Origin of the sequence: Burkholderia sp. AU38729 (genome assembly GCF_020419725.1) — a bacterium.
Taxonomy (GTDB): domain Bacteria; phylum Pseudomonadota; class Gammaproteobacteria; order Burkholderiales; family Burkholderiaceae; genus Burkholderia.
Map to the genome: position 1 here is coordinate 360,935 of NZ_JAIZQO010000001.1, position 23,871 is coordinate 384,805.

Genomic DNA, 23,871 nt, shown 5'->3' on the forward strand with positions numbered 1-23,871 from the left:
AAGCATGTACCAGATGCAGGAAGGCACGTTGGCGCTGCCCGTGGAGTGGCAGGACAAGACGATGAACGTATTCGTGTCGGCGGCGGCCGGCACGGAGGGCGTGAGTTTCGTGATCACGCGCGAGCGGCTGCCATGGGGAATGAAGTTTGCCGAGTATGTGACAAGCGAAATCCGGAAGGTGGCGAAGCAGGTGCCGGATTATTCCGAGGTCGCAAATGAAGACGCTACGGTGTCCGGGCGCGCCGCGCACGTGCACGAGTTTACGTGGACGAACAATCAGGCGCTGATTCACCAGCGGCTGACGATGGTGGAGTACGGACCGGTCGTCCTGATGCTGACCTTCACTGCTCCCGGTACGTTGAGCGACACCCAGCGCGAACAAATCCGGGCAGTGATTCAGAGCCTTCAGCTGCGCGATCCGATCTGAGGCCGCAATGTCGGACACGCCAAATTTCAACGAGCCGAGCGGCAGCGCACAGGAGCGTCTCGACCGGATCGCCAAGCTGGAGGACGGTGACGCCGCCAAAGCGGCCGAGCAACCGTTTTACGAGAACCTCAACTACGGGATGCTCGGTGCCGACGCGGGCCTGACCACGCTTGAGGGGACGGCAGCCGGGTTGAGTGCGGCGGGTACGGCGTTGGCGGGTGGCGCAACCGGCGGAGCGGCTTTAGGTGCGGGGGCGGTCGCGGCCGGTACGGTGATGCTGCCGCTGGCGATTGCTGTCGGTGGAGCGTGGGCGCTCGACAAAGTCGGTGTGACGGGATGGCTCTCGAAGGAATTCACGCAGGTCGGTGACGCACTGGGCCTCACGATCGGCCGTGGCGATCCGCATCCCGCGTGTATCGGCGATCGGATCGCGCACTCGTCAGGATTTATGGGGATCCTCGCCGGCATTGCCGTAGGGGTCGCGATTGGTGTGGCGGTGGCGGCGACCGTGGCGACAGGCGGACTCGCCGGGGCATTGATCGTCGGCGCGTGCATGGCGGGCGGCCTGACGCTGGGCGGTGCGCTTGCGTCGGCCAGCCAAAGCATGGGCAGCAACTGTGGCGAGATCGTTACCGGCTCGGGCAACGTGTATTTTGAAGGTAAAAAGGTGGCGCGCGTCACGGACCTGGTGAGTTGCGAGCATCATTCCGGCGTGCCGCAGCCACTCGTTGACGGCAGCAAAACCGTGTTCGTCAACGGCCTGCCGCTGGTGCGGATCGGCCACGAAACGCACTGTAGCGGCAAAGTCAATTCGGGGCGTAACAGCATCTGGATCGACAAGACGACCGGACACTACGGCCCGAAGAACCCGGAGTTGTCCGCGACTCAGGAATTCCTGGCGGGTTTGCTCGGGGGGATAGTCGGCGGCGGTGTCGGAAAATTCGCCGGCAAGGGGTTGCGCGATAGATTCAGGCCCGAGCCCACCCGATCCGCCGAACAGAGCGGCGTCAAGGACGAGAATCGACCGAAGTGCAAGGATCCGGTTGATCCGGTATCCGGAGAAATGCTGGAGATTCGTACCGATCTTGCCATTCCCGGAATCTTGCCCCTTGAGTTCAAACGACGCTATCGGACTCGATCGGACGACCATGGATTGCTCGGTCACCGCTGGTCGGATAACTGGTCGCAGCAATTGACGTTCGCCGACGGTCGCTTCGTGCGATTTCACGACGGTGCAGGTCTTGTGATCGGCTTTGACGCGCCGGATATGGCGCTCAACGGCATCAATCTGCGCGAGCCACGTTATCGGCTGGTCGGCAGCCGGCTCGAGCCGCGTATCTTCGATCGCGATACGCGGCAACTGCGTATTTTCTCGCCTCTCGTCTACGGCAGTTCTTCTCGCCTCGAGCGGATCGAGGACCTCGACGGTAACGCGATCGTTCTTTCTTACGACTCTACTGGCCGTTTGAGCGGCATGGCTCATAGCGATGGCTATCGGCTCGAGGTGACCTATCACGGGTACGACCGTCGCCTGCAAAGGATCGTTCTTCACGATGCGGACGGGGATTCCCGAACACTCGTGGACTACGACTACCAGAACGGCATGCTCACCCATGTGGCGAGCTTCCAGTTTGGGCAGTTCCATTACGCGTACGACGAACACGGATGGATGACCCAATGGCGAGATACCGATCAGACCGATGTCCGATATCGGTACGACACGGCGGGCCGTGTTGTCGAGACCGGTACACGGCAGGGCTATCACACGGGGCGGTTCATTTACGAAACCGGTCGCACACGCGTGAGTGATGTCGATGGCGAATGGATCTACGACTATAACGATGACGGTCTTGTAACGGCCGAAACCGATCCGCTTGGCCATTGCGTGCGCTCGGAATGGGAACTCGGTCGTTTGATGGCACGGATCGATCCGCTGGGGCGCAGGACGGATTATCACTATGACGATTTCGGCCAGCTGATTTCGGTAACCGAAAGTTCTGGACGCACGATTGGCTTCGAATACGATGACGCACAGCTCCTTATTGCGGCGGGTTTGCCAAACGGCGGCCAGATCCAGCTCGAATACGATCATCTGCGGCGGTTGATCGCGCGCACTGAACCAGATGGCATCAAGACGACTTATCGTTATGGCCAAAATGGCGAACTGCTCCGCATAATCGCTGGCGATCGCGAGACCCGCTTCGACTACGACGACCGTTTGCGACTCACCGTTATCGAATTGCCGACCGGTGCGCGTTTCAGGCGCAAGATTGACGTGCTGGGTCGAGTGCTGGAGGAAACGTCGCCCGACGGGCATGTGACCCGTTATGAGTATGCCGACGGCCCTGCCAATCCGCGAGGTATGCTGAGTACGATCACACATCCGGATGGCTCGGAAGTGCGAGTGCGATATAACAGTGAGGGCCTGCCGGTCGAATGGGTCGATCCGATCGGGCGTACGACTCAGCGCACCTACGGCCCATTTGATCTGCTCACGGCATCGATTGACGCGGCTGGTCATACAACGCAATTTGAGTACGACCATGCGACGCGCTTGACGAAGGTCATTAACGCATTGGGTGAGACCTACACGTACCGTTACGATGCGGCCGGACGTCTTGTATCCGAGATCGACTGGGGCGGTCGCACGACAGATTACGAGCGCGATGCAACCGGTCGTCTGCTTGTGAAGACGTTGCCCGATGGTGGGCGGTGGCATTACGCATACGATGCATACGACCGGCTCATCGAGGTCGATGCCGGGGATGTGAAGCTTGCTTACCGGTACGACAAGGGCGGACGGTTGGAATCGGCTGAGGCGGCAGGTGAGCACTCTCGTCTGACGCGCTTCGCCTACGACAAGAACGGACGTCTGATCGGCGAGGATCAGCATGGCGAACTGCTAAGGCACGTCTACGACGCGGATGGGCAGCGGCGTCTTCGGATGACGCCGCGACGGGAAACAGCTTACGCGTACGATGCGTTGGGTGCGTTGACTCAAGTGGGTGGACTTACGATTCAACGCGACGGCCAGGGGCGCGAAATTGGCCGGCAAGCGGGGCAGTTCGTTACGCAACAGCAATACGATTCGCTCAGCCGCATCCGTCGGCAGATCGCAGGCCCTGTCGTAGCGTTCAATTCCTTGCAAACCGACCCCGCACTCGCGCTTGAGCAACTCACGCGGCACGTCTATCACTACGACGCGGCGGGACAACTGGAACGTGTTGATACGGACGCCGATACGCTTACATACCGACGTGATGTTCGCGGCCAGATCGTCTCGGCCGAAAGTCTGCTACATCCGGCCGAGCACTTCCGTTACGACGCGGCGATGAACATCGCCGCGCATGGCCGGCAGGATCCTGTAGATGTCCACCATTATGGCAAGGGCGGTCTGCCCGAACGAATTGGCTATGCCCGCTATCGGTACGACGCGCGTGGCCGTACGATCGAGAAGACGGTTGATCAGCCCGGGTTCCGGCCTCAGACGTGGCAATACACCTGGGATGGCCTCAATCGTCTTATAAAGGTCGTGACGCCCAAATGTGGCGTCTGGGTCTATCGCTACGATGCCTTCAATCGCCGGATCGAGAAGCAGCAGATCGGCGCGCGCGAAACGGTGAAGTTTTTGTGGGACGGTTCGATGCTGGCCGAGCGCTGGATCGAGCAGCGGGATGGTACGACAGGACAAGTGGTGACGTGGCACATTGAGCCAGGAAGCTTCTCGCCGCTAGCACAGGAGACAAATGATGGTCTCTACCCTATCCTGACGGATCAGGTCGGCTGTGCGAAGGCGGTATTCGACGTACGTGGCAAGACGGTCTTTAGAGCCGCTCATTCGCTCTGGGGAAAAATGCTGCCGGTGCGAGGCGCTGCCAACGATGGCGAAGTCGTACCGATCGATGCGACATTGAGGTTTCCGGGACAATGGTGGGACGAGGAATCGGGCCTCCACTACAACCTGCATCGCTATTACGACCCCGACTCAGGACAGTACCTGAGCGTTGATCCGCTGGGACTTGCAGGTGGATTCCGGACTCAGGGTTATGTTCATGAACCGAATGAGTGGGTCGATCCGTTCGGATTGCAGCAATGCCCCGAGCGGGAAGTTAATGGAACGAAGATATACGGTAAAGGGCAAAAGGACGGAACGCCGGGACATGACCAGTTTTCAGAGGTAATTGCTAACAAACTGGCGATGAGTGGGAAATTCAAGGAAATATATCTGAATCGATCGTATAATTTTGCAACAGATAATGCCGTTTCGGCACGGCGTCCCGACATTATGGCGGTAGATGTCAATGGTAAGGTGCACGCTATCGAAATGGCATCCCGTACTGATATGGGGGCAAAGTTGCGTACGCTAACGTCGCGAAATTATGATGCGATGCAGAATCTTCCTCCGAATGCGAGAGGTGATATTCTGGTGTTTGAGCATCCGTATGATGCGCAAGCGATAAAAGCGGACTTGGATAATTTGATATCAGGAATCTGAGAAGAGATGAACACTGGAATCGTAATTTACGGAACCGATCCGACTCAGGCCGCCTCTGCTCTGTCAATGGCTGAAAACCTGTTTCGTCAATTCGGCGAAGAGGCGGCCAAGGCGATGTTTCTGGAATTCGTCGTTCGAAATGGTGAGAGATTTGTTGAGGATCATGAGATATCTCTTGCTGAATTGAAGGTGAAAGTTTTGGCCGGCGAGGCTGCCGCGTTTCAGATAAGTAACGATGGAGGAGCCGGTGGCGGCTTGTCTATTTCATTTGGTCACAATGTCCCTGAATTCGAGGGATTTTCGTTTGTTGATGTTCAAATCAGTGATTCCGTTTATAAAGTAAATAAAGAAGTGGAGGTTTTTCTGGAGGAGGCTGTGGCGCGTGTGAGTTTTAAATATGCCATCGCATACGATGCAGTAAATATGACGGCAGCTTATAAATATTCAAGTGGTGTAAATCTAACAAGAATATTTCCTTTCGAAAATACGTCTCTTTTCACGAAGGATCTCCCTGGCAGGGTGCCGGGATCGGCGAGCTATGAAGGTGTAAAGCTCCGGATGGTTTACCCCCTGAATGTTCTCAACGAGCAGCACCTGGGGATTCGTGTCAACGATATTTCCTTGAGAGAGTGGATTGGAGCTGATCCACGTCGAGGATCGTTGAAAAATATCTCAAACAAAATGTGGCTCTGGTCGGTCAAGGAGTCGGACTTGCTCGAAATCAACAACGCTTGTGGAGAGGCGGGAATATTGCTCGCCTGGCAAAAAACTCAAGCGAATAAGCCGGCTCGAAAGCTGCCTTGAGCTTGTTTACGGACCGGCTGCAATCGTAAGCGATTCGGCTGATTCATATTTGCGCGTTTGAAGGGGCTGTCGAGTCGATGGATAACGCCGCCTTTTGTATGTGAAAAACCATTGCTGGCCAGTGGGTAGCGACCGGACCGGACGGGGCTGAGCTGCAGCCTGAGCCGGTACTACTGACCTTGCCCAGTCGACGATATTAGCCGTAAGTTTGTGGGCTAGCCTCAGGAATACCTCAGAGGGAAAGGTCAGTGGATCAGGATATTCAGGAGATGTTTCGCCGCTATCGCGATCGAGATATCGATTTGCAGCAACTGCGTGTGTGGCTGGGCAACGAAAGTGCTCGTGTTGAGGCGCAAATTCCACGAGATCAATTACTCAAGCTCAGACGAGGAAGTGAAGCCCGGAGCAATGGAGTGATCGCGCAGTTACTTCCAGCGTGCGAGTACTGTCTGGCAGTTGGCTCGCCCAAACAGTTCGAATCACGCCTGGAATATCAACAATATTCGCAACGTCGCGATACTGCTGTTACCAGCGGAGTCCTCGCGGATATTGCTCCGCCTCGTTTTGATTCTGAGGGGCCAGGGTCGGCAGGATCTGCAATGTATTACCGCTGTACTCGATGTCATGCGATTTGGGCATTCGTTGAGCCGGAGAAGGCGGAAAACGGGGCGTGGGATAGGGCTTTTTAAAGTTCGAAAGTGAGTGATGCTGCTTGCGAGCGGCGGTGGAGTTCAATCCGGATGGCGTCAATCAAATGTATTTAGGAGGGTTTTGAATTGAGTCGGCTTGAACAGTACTACGCGGGCGACGATAGCTGGAAGGGGTTCTCCGACCTATTCGCGAAATATGAGGGTTTGCCGGAGGTCCAGGATCTTGCGAAGGATCTAAATGGGCAACTTGATCTTGCGTATACGATCTACTGGGTTGCCGGTCCAAAATCTGCACAGAAGTGGATAAATTCGAATGTCCCGGCGCTCGACAACATTCGCCCCATAGATTGCACTGGAAACCCGGAGTTGATCAAGCGTTTGCGCGAATGTCTAATGCGCATGCCGTCGTAACGGCGACGATGACTGTTACGTCCATTTCGCGATGGAGGCGCGGCATAGGTCTGTGGCCATACCGGCGTCCAGGGTAACCACAGACGTCCCCCGCGCCTCACCAATCGATATTACAAGACGACCGCGACGTCCCCGCACCGCCGGTAGCTGTGCACTTCGTCCCCGCGCCGTTGTCATAAAACGTCCGCGTCTCCGGTTGCGGCACCGAAGGGTCGAACGGATTCGGCGCCCCATGCGGACCGCGCGGCGCGTCGTACGGCCGCCGCGGCGCATACGAACCGCCACTACCTGCAGGCCGCGATCCGTTAGCGTGCAGGTATTCATTCCAGTTCTCCGCGCGCTGTTCATATCCAGGCACCGCGCGACCAAAACTATCGCTGCCACCCGCGCCGAGCGCGACTCGGTTCGACGGCAATACAAAATCGGGCTCGTGCTCAACCGCAGGCGTCGGCGCTACAAGCGCATCGCCCGTCACCCGCAACGGCCGCGTATCCGGCGTATCGAACGGACTGCGCTCCGCCGGCGCAGCGTATTCCAGGCGATCGTGGCCCATCCGTGCCGCATGCCCGTCATCCCGAGCCGCAGCCCTACGCTCCGACCGAAACACATTGGCACCCACCGACCGATCGGTCAGCGAGTCGCGCCCGGAAGCATCGACAGCAGAAACAGAAAACGCACAAGCAAGCGCGGCGGCGGAAGAGAGGCAGAAAGGGTGATTCATCAGCGTTCCGAAGCAGGTGATATGCGATGAGAAGAAAAACGGCAGATCACTGGCTGGCGGCTGGGCGACGGACGGGCGTCGGAGCGGCCCTGAAGCGGCTGCGAGGCGCGGCGTATGCGACTCACAGGAAAGCTGGCTGGATTGCAGAAGCGAATTCGCATTATTTCATAAAAATAACAACGAGCTTCCAAATGTTTAGTTTTATTTGTAAACAGTAGGATTGACCGCTTCGACCGACCACCCCAAGTTGGTGCCAACCCAATCAATCATCAGTCGATTGATTGCCAATGATCAGACCCTTAGCAGCCCGAAAACGCCCCGCAAGAAATCCGAGATTGGCGAAAGCCAAGCGCAGCAAGGCACCACCCCAATCCGAGCCACCCAATAGCAACCCAATTGCACCCCAGGCAAACGTTCCCACCCCTCACGCGGTTGCGCCCCATCGCCACCACCTCCCCCAAAACCCTCCGTGTTTTCCCTCGGTCGACCGGCATTTTTGACAGACGATTTAAAAACGCCCATATAATTTCGACTGCCTTGCCAATGGCTGTCGGACCATCCCTCCGAACAAGCGATTTGGCAAGCGGGGCAGGCGAAACGCTTGCGCAATGCAAGACGCATCACGATGTCTTTCCGAACCAGACGTCCCCATCGGGGACTGCAAGAGCCGGGCCCCGCTACGCAACATTCCGCTGGAGTTCCGTCTTCTATGTGTCTCGGGCGTGTCCCATGTCCTCGCCCCGGGTGCTGTTCGATTGCGCAAGTCATGCCGCCTTTGCCCGTATGACTAAACAACATCGAGGAGCTCCCAGATGACGCTGTCCCGTCTTACGTCCATTTCCGCCGCCGTGCTGTTCGCCGCCGGCGCCGCCGCTGCGCAAGCGGAAACCGTGAAGATCGCCATCGCTGGTCCGATGAGCGGTTCGGTCGCCCAATACGGCGACATGGTGAAGGCCGGCGCGCTGACCGCGATCGAGCAGGTCAACGCTGCAGGCGGTGCGGGCGGCAACAAGCTTGAAGTCGTGATGATGGACGACGCATGCGAACCGAAGCAGGCCGTCGCCGTCGCCAACAAGATCGTCAGCCAGAAGATCAAGTACGTGATCGGCCACGTGTGCTCGGGTTCAACGATCCCGGCCTCCGACATCTACGAGAACGAAGGCATCGTGATGGTCACGCCGTCGGCCACCGCGCCGCAGCTGACCGAAGGCAAGAAGCGCCACTTCATCTTCCGCACGATCGGCCGTGACGACCAGCAAGGCCCGGCCGCCGCGCACTACATCATCAACAACGTGAAGCCGAAGAAGGTCGCGGTCCTGCACGACAAGCAGTCGTACGGCCAGGGCATCGCATCGTCGGTGAAGAAGGACCTCGAAGCCGCGAAGATCCCGGTCGTCCTGTTCGAAGGCATCAACGCCGGCGATTCGGACTACTCGGCGATCATCACGAAGCTGAAGTCGCAAGGCGTCGACTTCGTCTACTTCGGCGGCTACCACCCGGAAATGGGCCTGCTGATGCGCCAGGCGCGCGAGCAGGGCGTGAAGGCCACGTTCATGGGGCCTGAAGGCGTGGGCAACAAGGACGTGACGGCGATCGCCGGCCCGGCCTCGGAAGGCATGCTCGTCACGCTGCCGGCCGACTTCTCGGCCGATCCGGCCAACGCGGCGCTCGTGAAGGCGTTCGCGGACAAGAAGCGCGACCCGAACGGCCCGTTCCAGATGCCGTCGTACGCCGCGGTGAAGATCATCGCCGACTCGATCGCCGGAGCGAAGACGACCGATCCGACCAAGGTCGCCGCGTACATGCACAAGACGACGTTCGACACGCCGATCGGCAAGGTCGCGTATGACGCACAGGGCGACCTGAAGGCGTTCAAGTTCGTCGTGTACACGTGGCACAAGGACGCGACGAAGACCGCCGCCAAGTAAGACGGAGTACCCGCCCGCGCACGCCGCCCTGTCCGAGACCCGGACGGGGCGGGTGCGTATTGGCCGCGCATCTGCCCATTGCGCGGCCATGGGGCGGCCCGAGACGACACCGTGCGTTGCGCGCGGCCACGCCGTGATCCGGCGACGGCAGGCGACACGACGCCAACGGGAGCTTCCCGCACATGACTGACTTCTTTCCTCAATTCGCCCAGCAGCTGGTCAACGGCCTGACGCTGGGTGCGATCTATGCGCTGATCGCCATCGGCTATTCGATGGTCTACGGCATCATCGGCATGATCAACTTCGCCCACGGCGAGATCTACATGATCGGCGCGTACGTGGGCCTCGTGACCCTGACTGCCATCGGCATTTCCGCCGGCTATCCGCTGCCGCTCGTGCTCGGCGCCGCGCTGATCGTGTCGGTGATCGTCACCGGCCTGTACGGTTTCGCGGTCGAGCGCGTCGCGTATCGGCCGCTGCGCGGCGGCCCGCGCCTCGTGCCGCTGATCTCCGCGATCGGCATGTCGATCTTCCTGCAGAACTACGTGCAGATCGGCCAGGGCGCGCGCGACGTGTCCGTGCCCGTGCTGATCTCCGGCGCGTTCGACATCCATCTCGGCGGCGATTTCGACGTGACCATTCCGTATTCGCGACTGATGATCGTCTGCGTGACGCTCGTGCTGATGATCGCGCTCACGTTGTTCATCTCGCATTCGCGGATGGGCCGCGCGTGCCGCGCATGCGCCGAGGACATGAAGATGGCGAACCTGCTCGGCATCGACACGAACCGCGTGATCTCGTTCACGTTCGTGCTCGGCGCGATGCTGGCGGCCGTCGGCGGCGTGCTGATCGGGCTGACGATCGGCAAGCTGAACCCGTATATCGGCTTCGTCGCGGGCATCAAGGCGTTCACCGCCGCGGTGCTCGGCGGGATCGGCAGCATCCCGGGCGCGATGCTCGGCGGCGTGCTGCTCGGCCTCGCCGAAACCTTCGCCGCAGGCTACATGCCGGCCGAGTACAAGGACGTCGTTGCGTTCGGCCTGCTCGTGCTGATCCTGCTCTTCCGCCCGACCGGCCTGCTCGGCAAGTCGGACATCGAAAAGGTTTGAGGGAGACGCAGATGAGTCAAGTCATTTCCGTTCGCCGCCCGGCCGCCGACGCTTCGATCGGCCAGGCGCTGAAAAATGCCGTGGCCGCCGCGTTCCTGACGGCGATCCTCACGATCCCGGTGCTCGGGCTGCAACTGAAGCTCGAAGGCTACCAGGTGGTGCTCACGCCGCACTGGCGGCCGGTGTGGATCGCGGTCGCGGGCGTGTTCCTGTTCCAGCTGTTCAAGCCGTGGCTCGTGCGCGCGAAATCGTCGGTGAAGCTGCCGGCCATGCCCGCGATGGGCGCGCAGCAGCAGCGCGTGATCGTCTGGGTGCTGCTCGCGGTCGGGCTCGTGTGGCCGTTCTTCGGCTCGCGCGGCGCGGTGGACGTCGCGACGCTCGCGCTGATCTACGTGATCCTCGGGCTCGGGCTGAACATCGTGGTCGGTTTCGCGGGGCTGCTGGATCTCGGCTATGTCGGGTTCTACGCGGTCGGCGGCTATACGTACGCGATGCTGAACCAGTACTTCGGGCTGTCGTTCTGGGAATGCCTGCCGCTCGCCGCGATCGCGGCCGCGACGTTCGGCTTCCTGCTCGGCTTCCCGGTGCTGCGGCTGCGCGGCGACTATCTCGCGATCGTCACGCTCGGCTTCGGCGAAATCATCCGCCTGCTCGCGAACAACCTGACGAGCCTGACGGGCGGCCCGGACGGCATCTCGGGCATCCCGAAGCCGACCGTGTTCGGCTACGAGATGGCGCGCAGCGCGAGCGTCGAAGGCGCGAAGACTTTCCATGAACTGATCGGGCTGGAATACAGCGGCGACCACGTGGTGATCTTCCTGTACCTGCTCGCGCTCGTGCTGGTCGGCTTCACGCTGTTCGTGACGAGCCGCCTGATCCGCATGCCGATGGGTCGTGCGTGGGAAGCGCTGCGCGACGACGAGATCGCATGCCGTTCGCTGGGCCTGAACCCGACGCGCATCAAGCTGTCGGCGTTCACGCTCGGTGCGGCGTTCGCCGGTATCGGCGGCGCGTTCTTCGCGGCGCGCCAGGGCCTCGTGAATCCTGAATCGTTCACCTTCATCGAATCGGCGCTGATCCTCGCGATCGTCGTGCTCGGCGGGATGGGCTCGCAGCTCGGCGTGATTCTCGCGGCGATCCTGCTGACCGTGCTGCCGGAAGTCGCGCGCGGCTTCGCCGAGTACCGGATGCTGATCTTCGGTCTCGTGATGGTGTTGATGATGATGTGGCGTCCGCAGGGCCTGCTGCCCGCGAGCCGTCCCCACGTGGAGCTGCCGCAATGAGCGCGAATACGGAACTGTTGAAGGTCGCCGGGCTGCAGATGCGCTTCGGCGGGTTGCTCGCGGTGGACGGGATCGATTTCGACGTGCGTCGCGACGAGGTGTTCGCGATCATCGGGCCGAACGGCGCGGGCAAGACCACGGTGTTCAACTGCGTCGGCGGCTTCTACAAGCCGACCGGCGGCGACGTCGTGCTCGACGGCCACGCGATTGGCGGGCTGCCGAGCCACAAGATCGCGTTGAAGGGCCTCGTGCGGACGTTCCAGAACATCCGCCTGTTCAAGTCGCTGACCGTCGTCGAGAACCTGCTCGTCGCGCAGCACCGCAAGGTGAAGGCGGGGCTGCTGCCCGGCCTGTTCTCGACGCCCGCGTATCGCCGTGCCGAGCAGGAAGCGCTCGAACGCGCGGCCGTCTGGCTCGACCGGATGGGGCTGACATCGGTCGCCAACCGGCCGGCGGGCACGCTGTCGTACGGGCACCAGCGGCGTCTGGAGATCGCGCGCTGCATGATCACCGAGCCGCGCCTGCTGATGCTCGACGAGCCGGCGGCCGGCCTCAACCCGCAAGAGAAGATCGAGCTGCAGCACCTGATCGACAAGCTGCGCCGCGAGTTCGGCGTATCGGTGCTGCTGATCGAACACGACATGAGCCTCGTGATGGGCGTGTCCGACCGCATCCTCGTGATGGAGCACGGCCGGCCGATCGTGATCGGCACGCCGGAAGCGGTCCGCAACGACCCGCGCGTGATCAAGGCGTATCTGGGGGAAGAGTGATGCTGAAGCTGGAACAGGTCCATACGCACTACGGCGCGGTCGAGGCGCTCGCGGGCGTGTCGATCGAGGTGAACAAGGGCGAGATCGTCACGCTGATCGGCAGCAACGGTGCCGGCAAGACGACGCTGATGATGACCGTGTGCGGCACGCCGCGCGCGTCGTCGGGCCGCGTGCTGTTCGAGGGCAAGGACATCACCGCGATGTCGACGCACCAGATCATGCGGCAGGGGATGGCGATCTCGCCGGAAGGGCGGCGCGTGTTCCCGAGCCTGACGGTGCTCGAGAACCTGAAGATGGGCGGCTTCTTCGCGAGCCGCCACGAGATCGACGACGGCATCGAGCACGTGTTCAAGCTGTTTCCGCGCCTGAAGGAACGGGCGACGCAGCGGGCCGGCACGATGTCGGGCGGCGAACAGCAGATGCTGGCGATCGGCCGTGCGCTGATGAGCAAGCCGCGTCTGCTGCTGCTCGATGAGCCGACGCTCGGCCTCGCGCCGCTCGTGATCGCGCAGATCTTCGACATCATCCGCACGATCCGCGACGAAGGCGTCACGGTGTTCCTCGTCGAGCAGAACGCGAACAAGGCGCTGGGTGTGGCCGATCGCGGCTACGTGCTCGAAACGGGGCGCGTGGTGCTCGCCGATACGGGCGCGAACCTGCTCGCGAACGACCGCATCAAGCAGGCCTACCTCGGCGGTTGATGCCGAACGCCGCCGGCCTGCAACGGGCCGGCGGCGCGTCCTCTTTGCTTTCTCATGCAAGGCCGGTTCCCGGCCTTGTCTTCATCCGATCCTGAAGGTGCTTTTCAGAACGTCGCGCAGACGCAGCGCGGCGCGATTGCTGTCGTCCGTCAGGATGGTGATCAGGTGCGGCGGGAGATCGGGCAGCACGATCCCGGCGACGTGGCTCGTCAGGTTGCCGGACACGCGATCGTGTTCGATGAGGCCGACCGCGAGGCCATTCGCGATACGCGCCTCGACGGGGCATCACGCATGCAACGCCAACCCCTTCACCGCCTTGTCGACCGCCTTCTTCGGCCCGCGCAGCGCCAGCCCGACGAAGTCGAGATTCTCCGCATCGCCGGCCCGAAACACGTCGCGGTTGGCCGCGTCGTGCCCGGTCGAAAACATCGCGTGCACGTAGGGCACGATCGTGAGTTCGCGCGACAGCGCCTGCCGGTGCGCAGCCTGCAGGCCGTTCAGGTCGGCCGAGAACACCAGCATCGGCTGGCCCAGCATGCGGCCGTAGCGGCGTCCTGCCGCATCCTCGTAAGGCTCGCCGAGCGCTTCGGGTGCTTCGGCCGCGACGCCCGTCGCGAGAAACGCGACGACATTGAGTTTTTGCCACGCCGCGAGATCGTCGCGCACGATCAGCGCTACCTTGGTATCGAACATGAGTGCTCCTTGTAGAGGCGCTCATGATCGGCTGCCGCGCGCGATCAGTCTGGAACGTTTGTGCAGAGTTGCCGGTAAGCGGCCGGCGTGATCCGGTACGCGCGGCGGAACCAGCGGCCCAGGTGGCTCTGGTCGGCGAAGCCGACGTCCGCGGCCGCCTGCGCGGGCGTGCGGCCGGCCGCCAGCAGCCGGCGCGCGACACGCAGCCGCAAGCGCACCAGGTACGCGTGCGGCGACGTGCCGAACGCACGCTGGAACAGCCGCGTCAGCCGGAACCGGTCGATCCCGGCGACCTGCGCGAGTTCGTCGAGCCCGATGTTGCCGTCCATGTGTTCATGCAGCAGATCGCGCACGCGTGCGATCGCGGGTGGCACGACGGCGCTTTCCAGCACGAGCGGGCCGCGCAGTTCACCGCCGAGCCGGATCAGCAGGCGGTCGAGCGTCTGGTCGCGCGCGAGCTTGCCTTCGTTGCCGTGGATCGCGAGAAACGCCTGGCGGATCGCGTCGACGAGGCCGCGATCGTCGACGAGCGTATGGCCGAACGACGCCTCGACGCCGCCGAGGCCCGGCAGGTCGAGCCGGCGCGCGGCGCGCTCGACCCACGCTTGCGGCAGGTACAGCATCCCGTAGGTGAAGCCGCCGGCTTCGGGCGCGTGGCCGTCGTGCAGCGCGCCCGGTTCGATCAGGATCGCGCGGCCCGGCACGCTCGTATGCACCGACCGGTGGCACTGGAATTGCTGGACGCCCTGTTCGGTGAAACCGACCAGCACGTCGTCGTGATCGTGCGCATCGTAGGCATGGCCGTTGAAATGCGCATGCAGGCTTTCGATGCCGGTTTCCGCATCGCGCCGCGCGACGAGCCAGTGGTCGAGTGCGCCGGCGTCCTTTGCCGTTGTCGTCATCGAGTGCCTCGTGCGTTGCCGTCGCGTGACGGAGCGTGACCGCAGGTCGCGGGAGGGCGGTGGCGGACGCGGGTCATTCGTCGCTCGCTGCGCGTTCGTCGCGCGCATATTGCGCGGGCGGCCGGCCGACGTGGCGCGTGAACGCGACGCTGAAGGTGCTCGCGGAACTGTAGCCGACGCGCCCGGCGATCTCCGCGATGCGGCCCTCGTCGCGACGGAGCAGGTTTTTCGCGAGCGCCATGCGCCATGTGAGCAGGTATTCCATCGGCGCGACGCCGACCGCGCGGCTGAAGCGTTCGAAGAAGGTCGAGCGCGACAGCGCCGCTTCCTTCGCCAGCTCGACGATCGTCCACGGATGCGCGGGGCGTTCGTGCATCCGACGGAGCGCGGCGGCCAGCCGGCTGTCGGCGAGCCCGCGCACGAGGCCGGGCGACGCATCCGTGCCGGCCGAGAATCGCAATGCCTCGATCAGCAGCACTTCCACGAGACGCGACAGCACGAGTTCGCGCGCGGGCCGCTGCGCACGCGATTCGTCCCGCACCAGTTGCACGAGCGTGGTCAGGCGCGGCTCGCCGCGCACGTGCACGTATTGCGGCAGCAGCGACACCAGCAGCGCAGCGTCGGGCGAACTGAAGCTGCAATGGCCGGCCATCATGCGCGTGTCGACCGGGCGGTCCGCGTCGCCGATCCGGTATTCGCCGTTGTCGAGCACGACCGGGGTGGCCGTTTCGACACCCGGCGGCGGCAGTTCGAAGCTGGATATCGAGACGCCGTAGGCAGCCGGAATCAACACGAAATCGCCGGGCAGCAGCGCGATCGGCGGATGTCCGTCGATCGCGACCCGGCACCCGCCATCCAGGACCACGCAATAGAACGGCTCGCCGGCGACCGTCCGGCTGATGCGCCAGGGGCTCGCGCCGTGAACCAGCTTGGAATACCGGGTGCTCGGCTGCAGCAGCGTCACGACCTCGGCCAACGGATCGATCATCGCCGGACTCTCGCAAATGAAAATCGGATTTTAGATTGTAGCGAATACGGATCCGGCCATCTATCGTACGAACACATGCTCAACACGTCACAGGAGTGAGTTCGCATGAAGACCGTATTGATCACCGGCTGTTCCTCCGGCTTCGGCCTCGAGATCGCCCGTTATTTCCTGGCCCGCGACTGGCAGGTCGTCGCGACGATGCGTACGCCGCGCGAGGACGTGCTGCCGCCGTCGCCGAACCTGCGCGTGCTGGCGCTCGATGTCACGAATCCCGACAGCATCCGCGCGGCGATCGACGCCGCCGGCCCGATCGACGTGCTCGTCAACAATGCAGGTTTCGGCGCGGCCGCACCGGCCGAACTGATGCCGATCGACACCGTACGCGCGCTGTTCGAGACCAACGCGATCGGCACGATCGCGGTGACGGAAGCCGTGCTGCCGCAGTTGCGCCGGCGTGGGGCCGGCGTGGTCGTGAACGTCACGTCGAGCGTCACGCTAAAGGTGTTGCCGCTGCTCGCCGCCTATCGCGCCAGCAAGGCGGCGGTCAATGCGTACACCGAATCGATGGCGCTCGAACTCGCGCCGTTCGGCGTGCGTGCGCATCTCGTGCTGCCGGGGCGTGCGCCCGACACGCGTTTCGCCGACAACGCGCGCGCGCACATGCACGGCTTCGAGCACGAGGCTTATGCGGAATTTGCCGCGGCGGTCTTTGCGCGCATCGTCGACGAATCCGCGCCGGTCACCCACGCGCAGGACGTCGCCGAAGCGGTGTGGCGCGCGGCGACCGATCCGTCGAGCCCAATGCGCATTCCGGCCGGCGCCGATGCCGTCGCGTGGGCGGCGGAAGCGGGCTGAGGCGGCCCGAGGCTCGTCGGCGCGCGCGAGCCGTTGATTGCCGGCGACCGGCGCCTGGGTGATGCTGGATGACACCGGCCTGCAACGGGCCGGCGGCGCGATGCCACGCGCGCGGCGTTTCGTTACAGCGTGCGCCGGATCGCCTGCTCGAGCAACGACAACCCGAGATCGATTTCCGCTTCGCTGACGGTCAGCGGCGGCGCGATCCGGAACACGCCGCCCATGTCCGGCAACTGCACGATGTTCATGCTGAGCCCGAGCTTCATGCATTCGCGCGTGATCTTAGCGCCGAGCCCGTCCGCCGGTTCCTTCGTCCGGCGATCCTTGACGATCTCGACGCCGAGCAGCAGCCCGCGCCCGCGCACGTCGCCGATGCAGTCGAAGCGTTCCATCAGGTCGAGCAGGCCGCGCCGGAGCCGGTCGCCCATCACGTTTGCCCGCTCGACGAGCCCGTCGCGCTGCACGACGTCCAGCACGCGCAGGCCGACGGCCGCCGGCAGCGGGTCCGACACGTGCGTCGTGTAGAACAGGTAACCGAGTTCGTGCGCGCGTTCCTCGATTGCCGCGGACGTCACCATCGCCGCGAGCGGCAGCCCGGCGCCGAGCGTCTTCGACAGCGTCAGGATGTCGGGCGTCACGCCGTCGCGCTGGCACGCGAACATCGTGCCGGTGCGGCCGACGCCCGTTTGCGCCTCGTCGAGGATCAGCAGCATCCCGCGCTCCTCGCACTTGCGCTTGAGCGCCGCCATGTAGCCTTCCGGCAGTTCGATGATCCCGCCCGAGCTGAGGATCGGCTCCGCAATGAACGCCGCGAGGTTGCCGCTCGACTGGCGATCGATCAGGTCGAACGCGTAGTCGAGTTCGGCCAGATAGTCGTAGCCGCCATTGCGCTCGAAGCGCGGCCGGTACGTGAACGGTGCCGGAATCGCGAACGAGCCGACGGCGGCCGGGCCGACGCCCTTGCGGCCGGCGCTGTACGTGGCCGACGCGGCCGCGCCGGTCATCCCGTGCCACGATTGCGCGAAGCCGACGATCTCGTACTTGCCGGTGACGAGCTTCGCCATCCTGATCGCCGCTTCGTTCGATTCCGCGCCGGTGCTGAGCAACAGCGCGCGATCGAGCCCGGCGGGCGTGACGTCGGCGAGGCGCGTCGCGAGGTCGACGACCGGCCGCGACAGCATCCCGCTGAACAGGTGGTCGAGCTTGCCCGCGTATTCGCCGATCACGGACACGATCTCCGGATGGCTGTGGCCGAGCACCGCGCTCATCTGGCCCGACGTGAAATCGAGGATCGCGCGGCCGTCCGCGTCGTACACGAAGCTGCCTGTCGCGCGCTCGATGATCATCGGCTCGAACGTGCCGCCGTAGCGGACCAGGTGCTGCCTGGCGTTGCGCCAGAAGGTCGGGTCGTCGTTGAGGGACATCGGGCGTCTCCAGGAAGGGGCGGGGGGTGCTTGCAGTCTAGGCGCGCGTCTGGTTTGATGGAAACGAATAGTTCTAATGCAAGGTAGAAAAGGAGCTAATACCTTGGGACTTTCGCTCGAAATCGACCTGCTGCGCTCGTTCGTCGTGATCGCCGAGATGCGCGCGCTGAGCCGCGCGGCCGCGCGCGTCGGCCGGACCCAGTCCGCGCTCAGCCAGCAGATGAAGCGGCTCGAGGAGGCCGTCGACCAGCCGCTGTTCCAGCGTACCGGGCGCGGCGTGGTGCTGACCCATCCGGGCGAGCGGCTGCTGGTGCACGCGCAGCGCATCCTGCGGCTGCACGACGAGGCGATGGCCGACCTGTGCGGCACGGGGTTGTCGGGGACGATCCGCTTCGGCTGCCCGGACGATTACGCGGAGGTCTGGCTGCCGCCGTTGCTGCGGCAGTTTTCGAGCCAGCATCCGCAGGCGATCGTCGAGGTCGTGTGCGGGCCGACGCCGCGGCTCATCGAGCAGCTGGACAAACGCGCAGTCGATCTGGCGATGATTTCATTGCCGGACGACGGCGCGAACGACGACATCATTCGCCGCGAGCAACTGGTCTGGATCGGCTATCCGGGGCTCGAACCTGCACATTTCGATCCGTTGCCGCTGGCGCTGTCCGATCGCGACACGCTCGACCACGTCGCGGCCTGCGAGGTGCTGGATCGTGTGGGCCGCGATTACCGCGTCGCGTATGCGAGCAGCAGTCTCGCGGGGCTGATCGCGCTCGTGCGTTCGGGGCAGGCGTTCGCGGTGATGACGCAGACGGCGGTGCCGGCGGATCTGGCGATCGTCACCGGCGATCCGCGCCTGCCGCCGTTGCCGGCCGTGGGCATTGCGCTGAAGTTCGATCGCAAGCGGCCATCGCATCTGACGGCGGCGTTCGCCGAGCACATCCGTCTCACGCTGCCGTTGTTGTGATGCGCGCGGCCACCGCGATGACGCATTAATCGACGGTTGTCGATGCCCGTGTCTGTGCGTTGCTCTACAGTATCGTGCAAATCACAATCGACGCACCGGAACCAACATGCTGACACGAGTGGGACGATTTCTGTTTTTGGCGGCGAGCATCTATGCCTGCTCGATCGCGTTCGCCGAGGAGTTGACGGTCACCAATCCGGTGTTGTCCAACCTGCGTCCGTGGTGCGTCGGCCGCTTCGTGTTCGACCGGCCAGCGGCAAGCGTCATCACGAATGAGCGGTACGAGTTTCAAGGCGAGAAACTGGAGACGCAATACAACGTAACGCGTGCTATCTATCAAGCCAAGGTTGACGGGTTGGAAAGGGAGTATCGCACCAAGCGCCGCTTTGATCCTGCAAACCCGAACGATAGCGCAGGGCCTGCTTGGCTTGAGAAGACGCTTTCTCCGACAAGCACTTCAACAGTTTTTGTCTATCAAGAAGGGATTGCAAAGGCTGCCAAACTACCTTTCGATACTGAAGGGTATATCTACGAAAATAAAACGCTATTTCATACAACCGGCAGTATCGGGTCGGCGGCAATTGATCGGGCAGAAGAGATCTACAACGGCATCTATCGCCGGATCAAGGCACGTGATAACTGGTCGGTCCCGACCGAATCAGGATTCTGCTTTGACGGCGGGATTGCCACGGGCTCGTCGACTTCTACAGAGGAAGTGTCTCAGTCGTTTGCGCTGATGCCGGGTCGTCCGGCGCTGCTGGTGATCCAGATGCGTGACGCGGTGGACGTCGATCAGAAATCACCGCTGACGAAGACACTGCCCGAACTGCGGTCACAACTTAACCGGCTGTCAAACGGCAGCTACCGCATCGTGCGGAAAGGCAAGCGCACCGTCGCGGGAATGGACGCCGAAGAAGTGCTGTTCGAACTGAACGAAGGCGACATCACTTCGTATCGCTTCTACCTGCTCGCACCAGGCGATCCGGCTACGCTGGCGAAACCCCATACCGCCATTCAGTTGATACTCGGCGCAAGGACGCCCGATTTGTCGCGGGATGAAGCAACGTCGCCCGTGGATGAAGCTGGCGCGCTGCAAGTGTGGGAGGCGTTCCTGAACAGTCTTCGACTGAGGCCGGGCGCCGTCTGATCGACAGGGATGGCTGCGACGGCCCGACATTGTCCAGGCACTTTTGCCGGCGACGACCTGCCGCGGCCGACCATCAAAAAACAAAAAACCCGCGAAGCGTCGTGCTGTCGCGGGTTTCCGGAATGGCGGTGCATGCGGAGAAACCGCATTTGGTGCCGACGGCGAGACTCGAACTCGCACAGCTTTCGCCACTACCCCCTCAAGATAGCGTGTCTACCAATTTCACCACGTCGGCACTGCAAGGGGCGCAATTCTAGCGCGACGTTGCGCGTTTGTGAAGGGGGTGTGACAAGATCGGTGAATGCACGCAGGCGATCCCGGTAGAATTCGGGCGATCGACCCGACGATCATCGCAACCGCCACCCGTTTTCCCCGCGTGACACACACCCTCGAACAACTGCAGGCCGGCCAGCTCGCCGGCGCACGGCAACTCAAGCTCGCATGCGGGTTGACGGAGTTCCCGCGCGAGATCTTCGATCTGGCCGACACGCTCGAAGTGCTCGACCTGACCGGCAATGCGCTGTCCGCACTGCCGGACGACCTGCCGCGGCTGCATCGCCTGCGTATCCTGTTCGCGTCCGGCAACCGCTTTACCGCGTTCCCCGACGTGCTTGGCGCGTGCGGGCAGCTCGACATGATCGGCTTCAAGGCGAACCGGATTCAAACGGTGCCGAGCGGGTCGCTGCCGCGCGCGCTGCGCTGGTTGATCCTCACCGACAACGCAATCGACGAACTGCCGGCCGATATCGGCGATTGCTCGCGGCTGCAGAAGCTGATGCTCGCGGGCAACCGGCTGCGCACGCTGCCGGCGGAAATGGCCGGATGCCGCGCGCTCGAACTGGTTCGTCTGTCCGCGAACCGGCTGGACGCACTGCCCGACTGGCTGCTGCGCCTGCCGCGCCTCGCATGGCTCGCCACCGCAGGCAACCCGTTCGGCGCCGCGCCGGAAGCCGCGGTGTCGGCTGGGCCCGAGGTCGCGAACGTCGACTGGGCATCGCTGGCCTGCGAGCAGAAGCTGGGCGAGGGTGCATCGGGCGTCATTTACCGCGCGCAGTGGCGCGCGGACGGGCATCCGCCACGGGCGGTCGCGGTCAAGCTGTTCAAGGGCGCGGTGACGAGCGACGGCCTGCCCGATTGCGAAATGGCCGCGTGCCTGCACGCCGGCCGCCATCCGAGCATGATCCCGGTGATCGGCAAGGTGAGCGGGCATCCGGACGGCACGCACGGCCTCGTGATGGAACTGGTCGATCCCGCGCTCACGAACCTCGCCGGGCCGCCGAGCTTCGCGACCTGCACGCGCGACGTGTATGCGGCCGACGCGAAATTCACGCCGGTGGAGGCGGTGCGGATCGCGCATGGCATCGCGTCGGTGGCGGGCCATCTGCATGCCCGCGGCATCATGCATGGCGACCTGTACGCGCACAACATCCTGCACGATGGCGAAGGCGGCGCGCTGCTCGGGGATTTCGGCGCGGCATCGCTCTACGATGTGAACGATCGCACCCGTGCTACGGCGTTCGAACGGATCGAGGTACGGGCGTTCGGCTATCTGCTTGGCGAGTTGCTCGAGCGATGCGAACCGCGCACGTGGGCCGGCAGGAGCGCGCTCGATGCGCTCGCGGTGGCCTGCCTGAATGAAGACGTCGATGCGCGGCCGTCGTTCGGCGAGATCGCGGCCGAGCTGGCCGCACACACGCGCTGACGGGCGCGCGTCGGCTTACGCCTGACGCGCGGTCAGCAGCCTGATCCCCAGCCCGACGAACAGCAGCCCGCTGGCGCGCTTGAGCGCACGCACCGCGCGGCTCATGCCGAAGCCGCGATGGAAGCGGCGCACGCCGGCCGAATAGACGCTGTGAACGATCACCACCGTGCACGCGATCGTCGCGTACATCACGACGAACTGCAGCGCGAGCGGGCGGTCGTGCACGATGAACTGCGGCATGAACGCCGACAGGAAGATCATCGTCTTCGGATTGCTGCCCGACACGAACAGCGCTTCGCGGAACAGTTTCCCGCGGTCGGGCGCGGCTATCTCCTCCGCCCCGGTCGAAGCGGCGGCCTTGCGGTCGCCGCACAGTTGCCGGACACCCAGGAACATCAGGTACGCGGCGCCGACCACCTTCATCGCGACGAACAGCGGCGGTATCGCGGCCAGCACCGCGCCGACGCCGAGCGCGACGAGTACCACGACCACCCCTTGCGCGACGAGGTTGCCCGCGATCGTCTCGGCCGTGCCGTGCGTGCCGTAGCGCACCGTGTTGCGGATGACGAGCAGCACGTTGGGCCCCGGCGACAGCGTCGTGGCGAGATAGGCTGCTGCAAACAGCATCCAGGTCTGAATGGACATGCGGCGCTCCGAGAGGCGGTTCCGGCGATCGGGATGAACCGATGATGCCACGCCAATAATGGGCGCAGGCTCGCGCCGGAACCATGCCGTCGCGGTGCGTCAGCTTGCGTCGCGCATGCAGTACGCCGGGATCGACGGCGGTGTATCGATCGCGGCGGGGCGCGTCATCCACGCGATCCACCCGGCCCATATCCCGCAGACGATCATCACGGCGACGTTCAGCGGCGTCCGGTAGCGGACGATCAGGTCGGCCAGCGGCAGGCGATGTTTCATGTGCGTCTCCTTCGATCGGGGGCGGTGGACGTTACTGGCCGGCGTAGGTCGGCGCCTTGGCGTCGCAGGTCACGGACACCGTCGAGCCGTCCGCGAAATGCAGCCGGAACGGCACCTTCGCGCCGGGCGCGACGGCCTGGCGCGGTTCCTCCAGCATCACGTGATAGCTCTTCGGCTTGAAGGTCAGCGTGCCGTGCGCCGGCACTTCGACGGCGTCGACGTGGACCATCTTCGCGGTGCTGCCGCTCGTTTGTGTTTCATGCAGCATCGCCATCCCGTACGCCGGCGAGTCGAGGCCGGTCAGCGTGATGGGCGCGTCGCCGTCGTTCTTCAGCGTGAAGTAGCCGGACGACGGCACGGTTGCCGGCATCGCGCGGATCCAGCAGTGTTCTGCCTGCACGGCCGGCGCGGCGAACGTGGCGGGGGTTTGCAGCGCCAGCAGTGCGAACAGCAGGCCGGTCGGAATCGAGCGCTTCATGATTGGTTCTCCTGATGGGTAGATGCAGTGAAAAATGGGGCGACGCGGCTGGCACGGAACGCCGATGCGCATCGCGGGCATCATTTCAGCGCGAACGCGTAGTGGCCGTGCGTGCGATGGCCGTCGCTGGCCACCGCGATCCACGCGACCGTGTACGTGCCGGCCGTCAGATGGGTCAGCGCGACCTGCATGCGCTTTCGGTTGCCTGCATCGACGGACGATTTCCCGTCGACGACCGATTGCCCATGGCTGTCGGTGACGGCGATCGAGCTGAATGCGGGTTCGAGCGCTTCGCTGAAGCCGATCGTGACCGCGTGCGGCGCGGTCGAAAGCGTGGCGTTGGCAGCCGGTTCCTGAGTTTTCGGGAGCGCGTGGGCGTGGGCAGCCTGGATGGCGACGAAGCCAAGGGCGGCAAGCGCGCCGCGAACGAAAGAGGGGGTATTCATGGTCGAATGTGCGAGTGGCGAATCGGATGGCGTAACACGGATTCGACGGACGGATGCA

Annotated in this window: 22 protein-coding genes, 1 tRNA gene and 1 pseudogene; 13 read left to right on the forward strand and 11 right to left on the reverse strand. The window is 63.4% G+C overall.

What is annotated here, in order from left to right; translation table 11 throughout:
• Positions 1-4 precede the first annotated feature (4 nt).
• The 4 genes from LGM56_RS01530 to LGM56_RS01545 all read left to right on the forward strand — a co-directional run bounded on the left by LGM56_RS01530 (position 5) and on the right by LGM56_RS01545 (position 6,415).
• Positions 5-427 (forward strand): DcrB-related protein, encoded by a 423-nt coding sequence (locus LGM56_RS01530; protein WP_089458709.1) that lies wholly within the window; start codon positions 5-7, stop codon positions 425-427.
• Between the two features lie 7 nt (positions 428-434).
• Positions 435-4,922: a DUF6531 domain-containing protein gene (locus LGM56_RS01535; protein WP_226202351.1), complete on the forward strand. Its 4,488-nt coding sequence runs from the start codon at positions 435-437 to the stop codon at positions 4,920-4,922.
• Between the two features lie 6 nt (positions 4,923-4,928).
• Complete coding sequence (locus tag LGM56_RS01540) at positions 4,929-5,726, forward strand: hypothetical protein (protein WP_144023084.1); 798 nt, start codon at positions 4,929-4,931, stop codon at positions 5,724-5,726.
• A 248-nt stretch (positions 5,727-5,974) separates the two neighbouring features.
• Complete coding sequence (locus LGM56_RS01545; RefSeq protein ID WP_226202353.1) at positions 5,975-6,415, forward strand: hypothetical protein; 441 nt, start codon at positions 5,975-5,977, stop codon at positions 6,413-6,415.
• A 469-nt stretch (positions 6,416-6,884) separates the two neighbouring features.
• On the opposite strand, the gene LGM56_RS01550 is transcribed toward LGM56_RS01545, so the two are convergent.
• Entirely contained in the window at positions 6,885-7,508 is a 624-nt protein-coding gene (locus LGM56_RS01550; RefSeq protein WP_226202355.1) for a hypothetical protein, read from the reverse strand.
• Positions 7,509-8,320: 812 nt separating this feature from the next.
• Between LGM56_RS01550 and LGM56_RS01555 the strand changes: the two genes are divergently transcribed.
• The 5 genes from LGM56_RS01555 to LGM56_RS01575 all read left to right on the forward strand — a co-directional run bounded on the left by LGM56_RS01555 (position 8,321) and on the right by LGM56_RS01575 (position 13,299).
• The gene (locus LGM56_RS01555; RefSeq protein ID WP_089426904.1) at positions 8,321-9,436 is read left to right on the forward strand and encodes a branched-chain amino acid ABC transporter substrate-binding protein; all 1,116 of its coding nucleotides are present in this window, start codon (positions 8,321-8,323) and stop codon (positions 9,434-9,436) included.
• Positions 9,437-9,618: 182 nt separating this feature from the next.
• Positions 9,619-10,545, forward strand: coding sequence for a high-affinity branched-chain amino acid ABC transporter permease LivH (livH, locus tag LGM56_RS01560; protein ID WP_041493199.1), 927 nt, complete (start codon positions 9,619-9,621; stop codon positions 10,543-10,545).
• A gap of 11 nt (positions 10,546-10,556) precedes the next feature.
• Positions 10,557-11,828 (forward strand): high-affinity branched-chain amino acid ABC transporter permease LivM, encoded by a 1,272-nt coding sequence (locus LGM56_RS01565; RefSeq protein ID WP_089448184.1) that lies wholly within the window; start codon positions 10,557-10,559, stop codon positions 11,826-11,828.
• A complete protein-coding gene (gene livG, locus LGM56_RS01570) occupies positions 11,825-12,598 on the forward strand; it encodes a high-affinity branched-chain amino acid ABC transporter ATP-binding protein LivG (RefSeq protein ID WP_089496403.1) in 774 nt (257 codons plus the stop codon). The genes LGM56_RS01565 and livG overlap by 4 nt, the downstream gene beginning before the upstream one ends.
• Complete coding sequence (locus tag LGM56_RS01575) at positions 12,598-13,299, forward strand: ABC transporter ATP-binding protein (RefSeq protein WP_039366289.1); 702 nt, start codon at positions 12,598-12,600, stop codon at positions 13,297-13,299. The genes livG and LGM56_RS01575 overlap by 1 nt, the downstream gene beginning before the upstream one ends.
• Positions 13,300-13,380: 81 nt before the next feature.
• Here the strand turns inward: LGM56_RS01575 and LGM56_RS01580 are convergent.
• The 4 genes and pseudogenes from LGM56_RS01580 to LGM56_RS01595 form a co-directional block, all read right to left on the reverse strand.
• A pseudogene (locus LGM56_RS01580) lies at positions 13,381-13,578 on the reverse strand (LysR family transcriptional regulator); the annotation flags it as partial.
• Positions 13,579-13,584: 6 nt separating this feature from the next.
• Positions 13,585-13,992, reverse strand: coding sequence for a DUF2000 family protein (locus LGM56_RS01585; RefSeq protein WP_089475386.1), 408 nt, complete (start codon positions 13,990-13,992; stop codon positions 13,585-13,587).
• 44 nt (positions 13,993-14,036) lie between these two features.
• Positions 14,037-14,894 carry an AraC family transcriptional regulator gene (locus tag LGM56_RS01590; RefSeq protein ID WP_226202359.1) on the reverse strand — a complete coding sequence of 286 codons (858 nt, stop codon included), beginning with the start codon at positions 14,892-14,894 and terminating at the stop codon, positions 14,037-14,039.
• Between the two features lie 73 nt (positions 14,895-14,967).
• The gene (locus LGM56_RS01595) at positions 14,968-15,882 is read right to left on the reverse strand and encodes an AraC family transcriptional regulator (protein WP_089496405.1); all 915 of its coding nucleotides are present in this window, start codon (positions 15,880-15,882) and stop codon (positions 14,968-14,970) included.
• A gap of 105 nt (positions 15,883-15,987) precedes the next feature.
• On the opposite strand from LGM56_RS01595, the gene LGM56_RS01600 reads away from it, so the two are divergent.
• A complete protein-coding gene (locus LGM56_RS01600) occupies positions 15,988-16,737 on the forward strand; it encodes an SDR family oxidoreductase (RefSeq protein ID WP_226202361.1) in 750 nt (249 codons plus the stop codon).
• A 122-nt stretch (positions 16,738-16,859) separates the two neighbouring features.
• Here LGM56_RS01600 and LGM56_RS01605 read toward each other — a convergent pair whose 3' ends face one another.
• Positions 16,860-18,161 (reverse strand): aspartate aminotransferase family protein, encoded by a 1,302-nt coding sequence (locus tag LGM56_RS01605; RefSeq protein ID WP_226202363.1) that lies wholly within the window; start codon positions 18,159-18,161, stop codon positions 16,860-16,862.
• 76 nt (positions 18,162-18,237) lie between these two features.
• On the opposite strand from LGM56_RS01605, the gene LGM56_RS01610 reads away from it, so the two are divergent.
• Both LGM56_RS01610 and LGM56_RS01615 read left to right on the forward strand, forming a co-directional pair.
• Complete coding sequence (locus LGM56_RS01610) at positions 18,238-19,122, forward strand: LysR family transcriptional regulator (RefSeq protein ID WP_226202365.1); 885 nt, start codon at positions 18,238-18,240, stop codon at positions 19,120-19,122.
• A 106-nt stretch (positions 19,123-19,228) separates the two neighbouring features.
• Positions 19,229-20,269, forward strand: coding sequence for a T6SS immunity protein Tli4 family protein (locus LGM56_RS01615; RefSeq protein WP_226202367.1), 1,041 nt, complete (start codon positions 19,229-19,231; stop codon positions 20,267-20,269).
• Positions 20,270-20,419: 150 nt separating this feature from the next.
• Here LGM56_RS01615 and LGM56_RS01620 read toward each other — a convergent pair.
• Positions 20,420-20,504 (reverse strand) — tRNA-Leu (locus LGM56_RS01620).
• A 141-nt stretch (positions 20,505-20,645) separates the two neighbouring features.
• Between LGM56_RS01620 and LGM56_RS01625 the strand changes: the two genes are divergently transcribed.
• Positions 20,646-21,971, forward strand: coding sequence for a leucine-rich repeat-containing protein kinase family protein (locus LGM56_RS01625; protein WP_226202369.1), 1,326 nt, complete (start codon positions 20,646-20,648; stop codon positions 21,969-21,971).
• Positions 21,972-21,986: 15 nt separating this feature from the next.
• On the opposite strand, the gene LGM56_RS01630 is transcribed toward LGM56_RS01625, so the two are convergent.
• The 4 genes from LGM56_RS01630 to copC all read right to left on the reverse strand — a co-directional run bounded on the left by LGM56_RS01630 (position 21,987) and on the right by copC (position 23,813).
• Positions 21,987-22,616, reverse strand: coding sequence for a LysE family translocator (locus tag LGM56_RS01630; protein WP_226202371.1), 630 nt, complete (start codon positions 22,614-22,616; stop codon positions 21,987-21,989).
• A gap of 99 nt (positions 22,617-22,715) precedes the next feature.
• Positions 22,716-22,889 (reverse strand): hypothetical protein, encoded by a 174-nt coding sequence (locus LGM56_RS01635; RefSeq protein WP_166895179.1) that lies wholly within the window; start codon positions 22,887-22,889, stop codon positions 22,716-22,718.
• Positions 22,890-22,920: 31 nt separating this feature from the next.
• A complete protein-coding gene (locus tag LGM56_RS01640; RefSeq protein WP_226202374.1) occupies positions 22,921-23,367 on the reverse strand; it encodes a copper chaperone PCu(A)C in 447 nt (148 codons plus the stop codon).
• A gap of 80 nt (positions 23,368-23,447) precedes the next feature.
• Entirely contained in the window at positions 23,448-23,813 is a 366-nt protein-coding gene (copC, locus tag LGM56_RS01645) for a copper homeostasis periplasmic binding protein CopC (protein ID WP_226202376.1), read from the reverse strand.
• Positions 23,814-23,871: the final 58 nt, after the last annotated feature.

Bases quoted from the DNA above. Each gene is read 5' to 3' on its own strand.
- LGM56_RS01530 (WP_089458709.1), top strand. From the start codon at position 5: ATGTACCAGATGCAGGAAGGCACGTTGGCGCTGCCCGTGGAGTGGCAG.
- LGM56_RS01535 (WP_226202351.1), top strand. From the start codon at position 435: ATGTCGGACACGCCAAATTTCAACGAGCCGAGCGGCAGCGCACAGGAG.
- LGM56_RS01540 (WP_144023084.1), top strand. From the start codon at position 4,929: ATGAACACTGGAATCGTAATTTACGGAACCGATCCGACTCAGGCCGCC.
- LGM56_RS01550 (WP_226202355.1), bottom strand. From the start codon at position 7,508: ATGAATCACCCTTTCTGCCTCTCTTCCGCCGCCGCGCTTGCTTGTGCG.
- LGM56_RS01555 (WP_089426904.1), top strand. From the start codon at position 8,321: ATGACGCTGTCCCGTCTTACGTCCATTTCCGCCGCCGTGCTGTTCGCC.
- livH (WP_041493199.1), top strand. From the start codon at position 9,619: ATGACTGACTTCTTTCCTCAATTCGCCCAGCAGCTGGTCAACGGCCTG.
- LGM56_RS01565 (WP_089448184.1), top strand. From the start codon at position 10,557: ATGAGTCAAGTCATTTCCGTTCGCCGCCCGGCCGCCGACGCTTCGATC.
- livG (WP_089496403.1), top strand. From the start codon at position 11,825: ATGAGCGCGAATACGGAACTGTTGAAGGTCGCCGGGCTGCAGATGCGC.
- LGM56_RS01575 (WP_039366289.1), top strand. From the start codon at position 12,598: ATGCTGAAGCTGGAACAGGTCCATACGCACTACGGCGCGGTCGAGGCG.
- LGM56_RS01585 (WP_089475386.1), bottom strand. From the start codon at position 13,992: ATGTTCGATACCAAGGTAGCGCTGATCGTGCGCGACGATCTCGCGGCG.
- LGM56_RS01590 (WP_226202359.1), bottom strand. From the start codon at position 14,894: ATGACGACAACGGCAAAGGACGCCGGCGCACTCGACCACTGGCTCGTC.
- LGM56_RS01595 (WP_089496405.1), bottom strand. From the start codon at position 15,882: ATGATCGATCCGTTGGCCGAGGTCGTGACGCTGCTGCAGCCGAGCACC.
- LGM56_RS01600 (WP_226202361.1), top strand. From the start codon at position 15,988: ATGAAGACCGTATTGATCACCGGCTGTTCCTCCGGCTTCGGCCTCGAG.
- LGM56_RS01605 (WP_226202363.1), bottom strand. From the start codon at position 18,161: ATGTCCCTCAACGACGACCCGACCTTCTGGCGCAACGCCAGGCAGCAC.
- LGM56_RS01610 (WP_226202365.1), top strand. From the start codon at position 18,238: ATGCAAGGTAGAAAAGGAGCTAATACCTTGGGACTTTCGCTCGAAATC.
- LGM56_RS01615 (WP_226202367.1), top strand. From the start codon at position 19,229: ATGCTGACACGAGTGGGACGATTTCTGTTTTTGGCGGCGAGCATCTAT.
- LGM56_RS01630 (WP_226202371.1), bottom strand. From the start codon at position 22,616: ATGTCCATTCAGACCTGGATGCTGTTTGCAGCAGCCTATCTCGCCACG.
- LGM56_RS01635 (WP_166895179.1), bottom strand. From the start codon at position 22,889: ATGAAACATCGCCTGCCGCTGGCCGACCTGATCGTCCGCTACCGGACG.
- LGM56_RS01640 (WP_226202374.1), bottom strand. From the start codon at position 23,367: ATGAAGCGCTCGATTCCGACCGGCCTGCTGTTCGCACTGCTGGCGCTG.
- copC (WP_226202376.1), bottom strand. From the start codon at position 23,813: ATGAATACCCCCTCTTTCGTTCGCGGCGCGCTTGCCGCCCTTGGCTTC.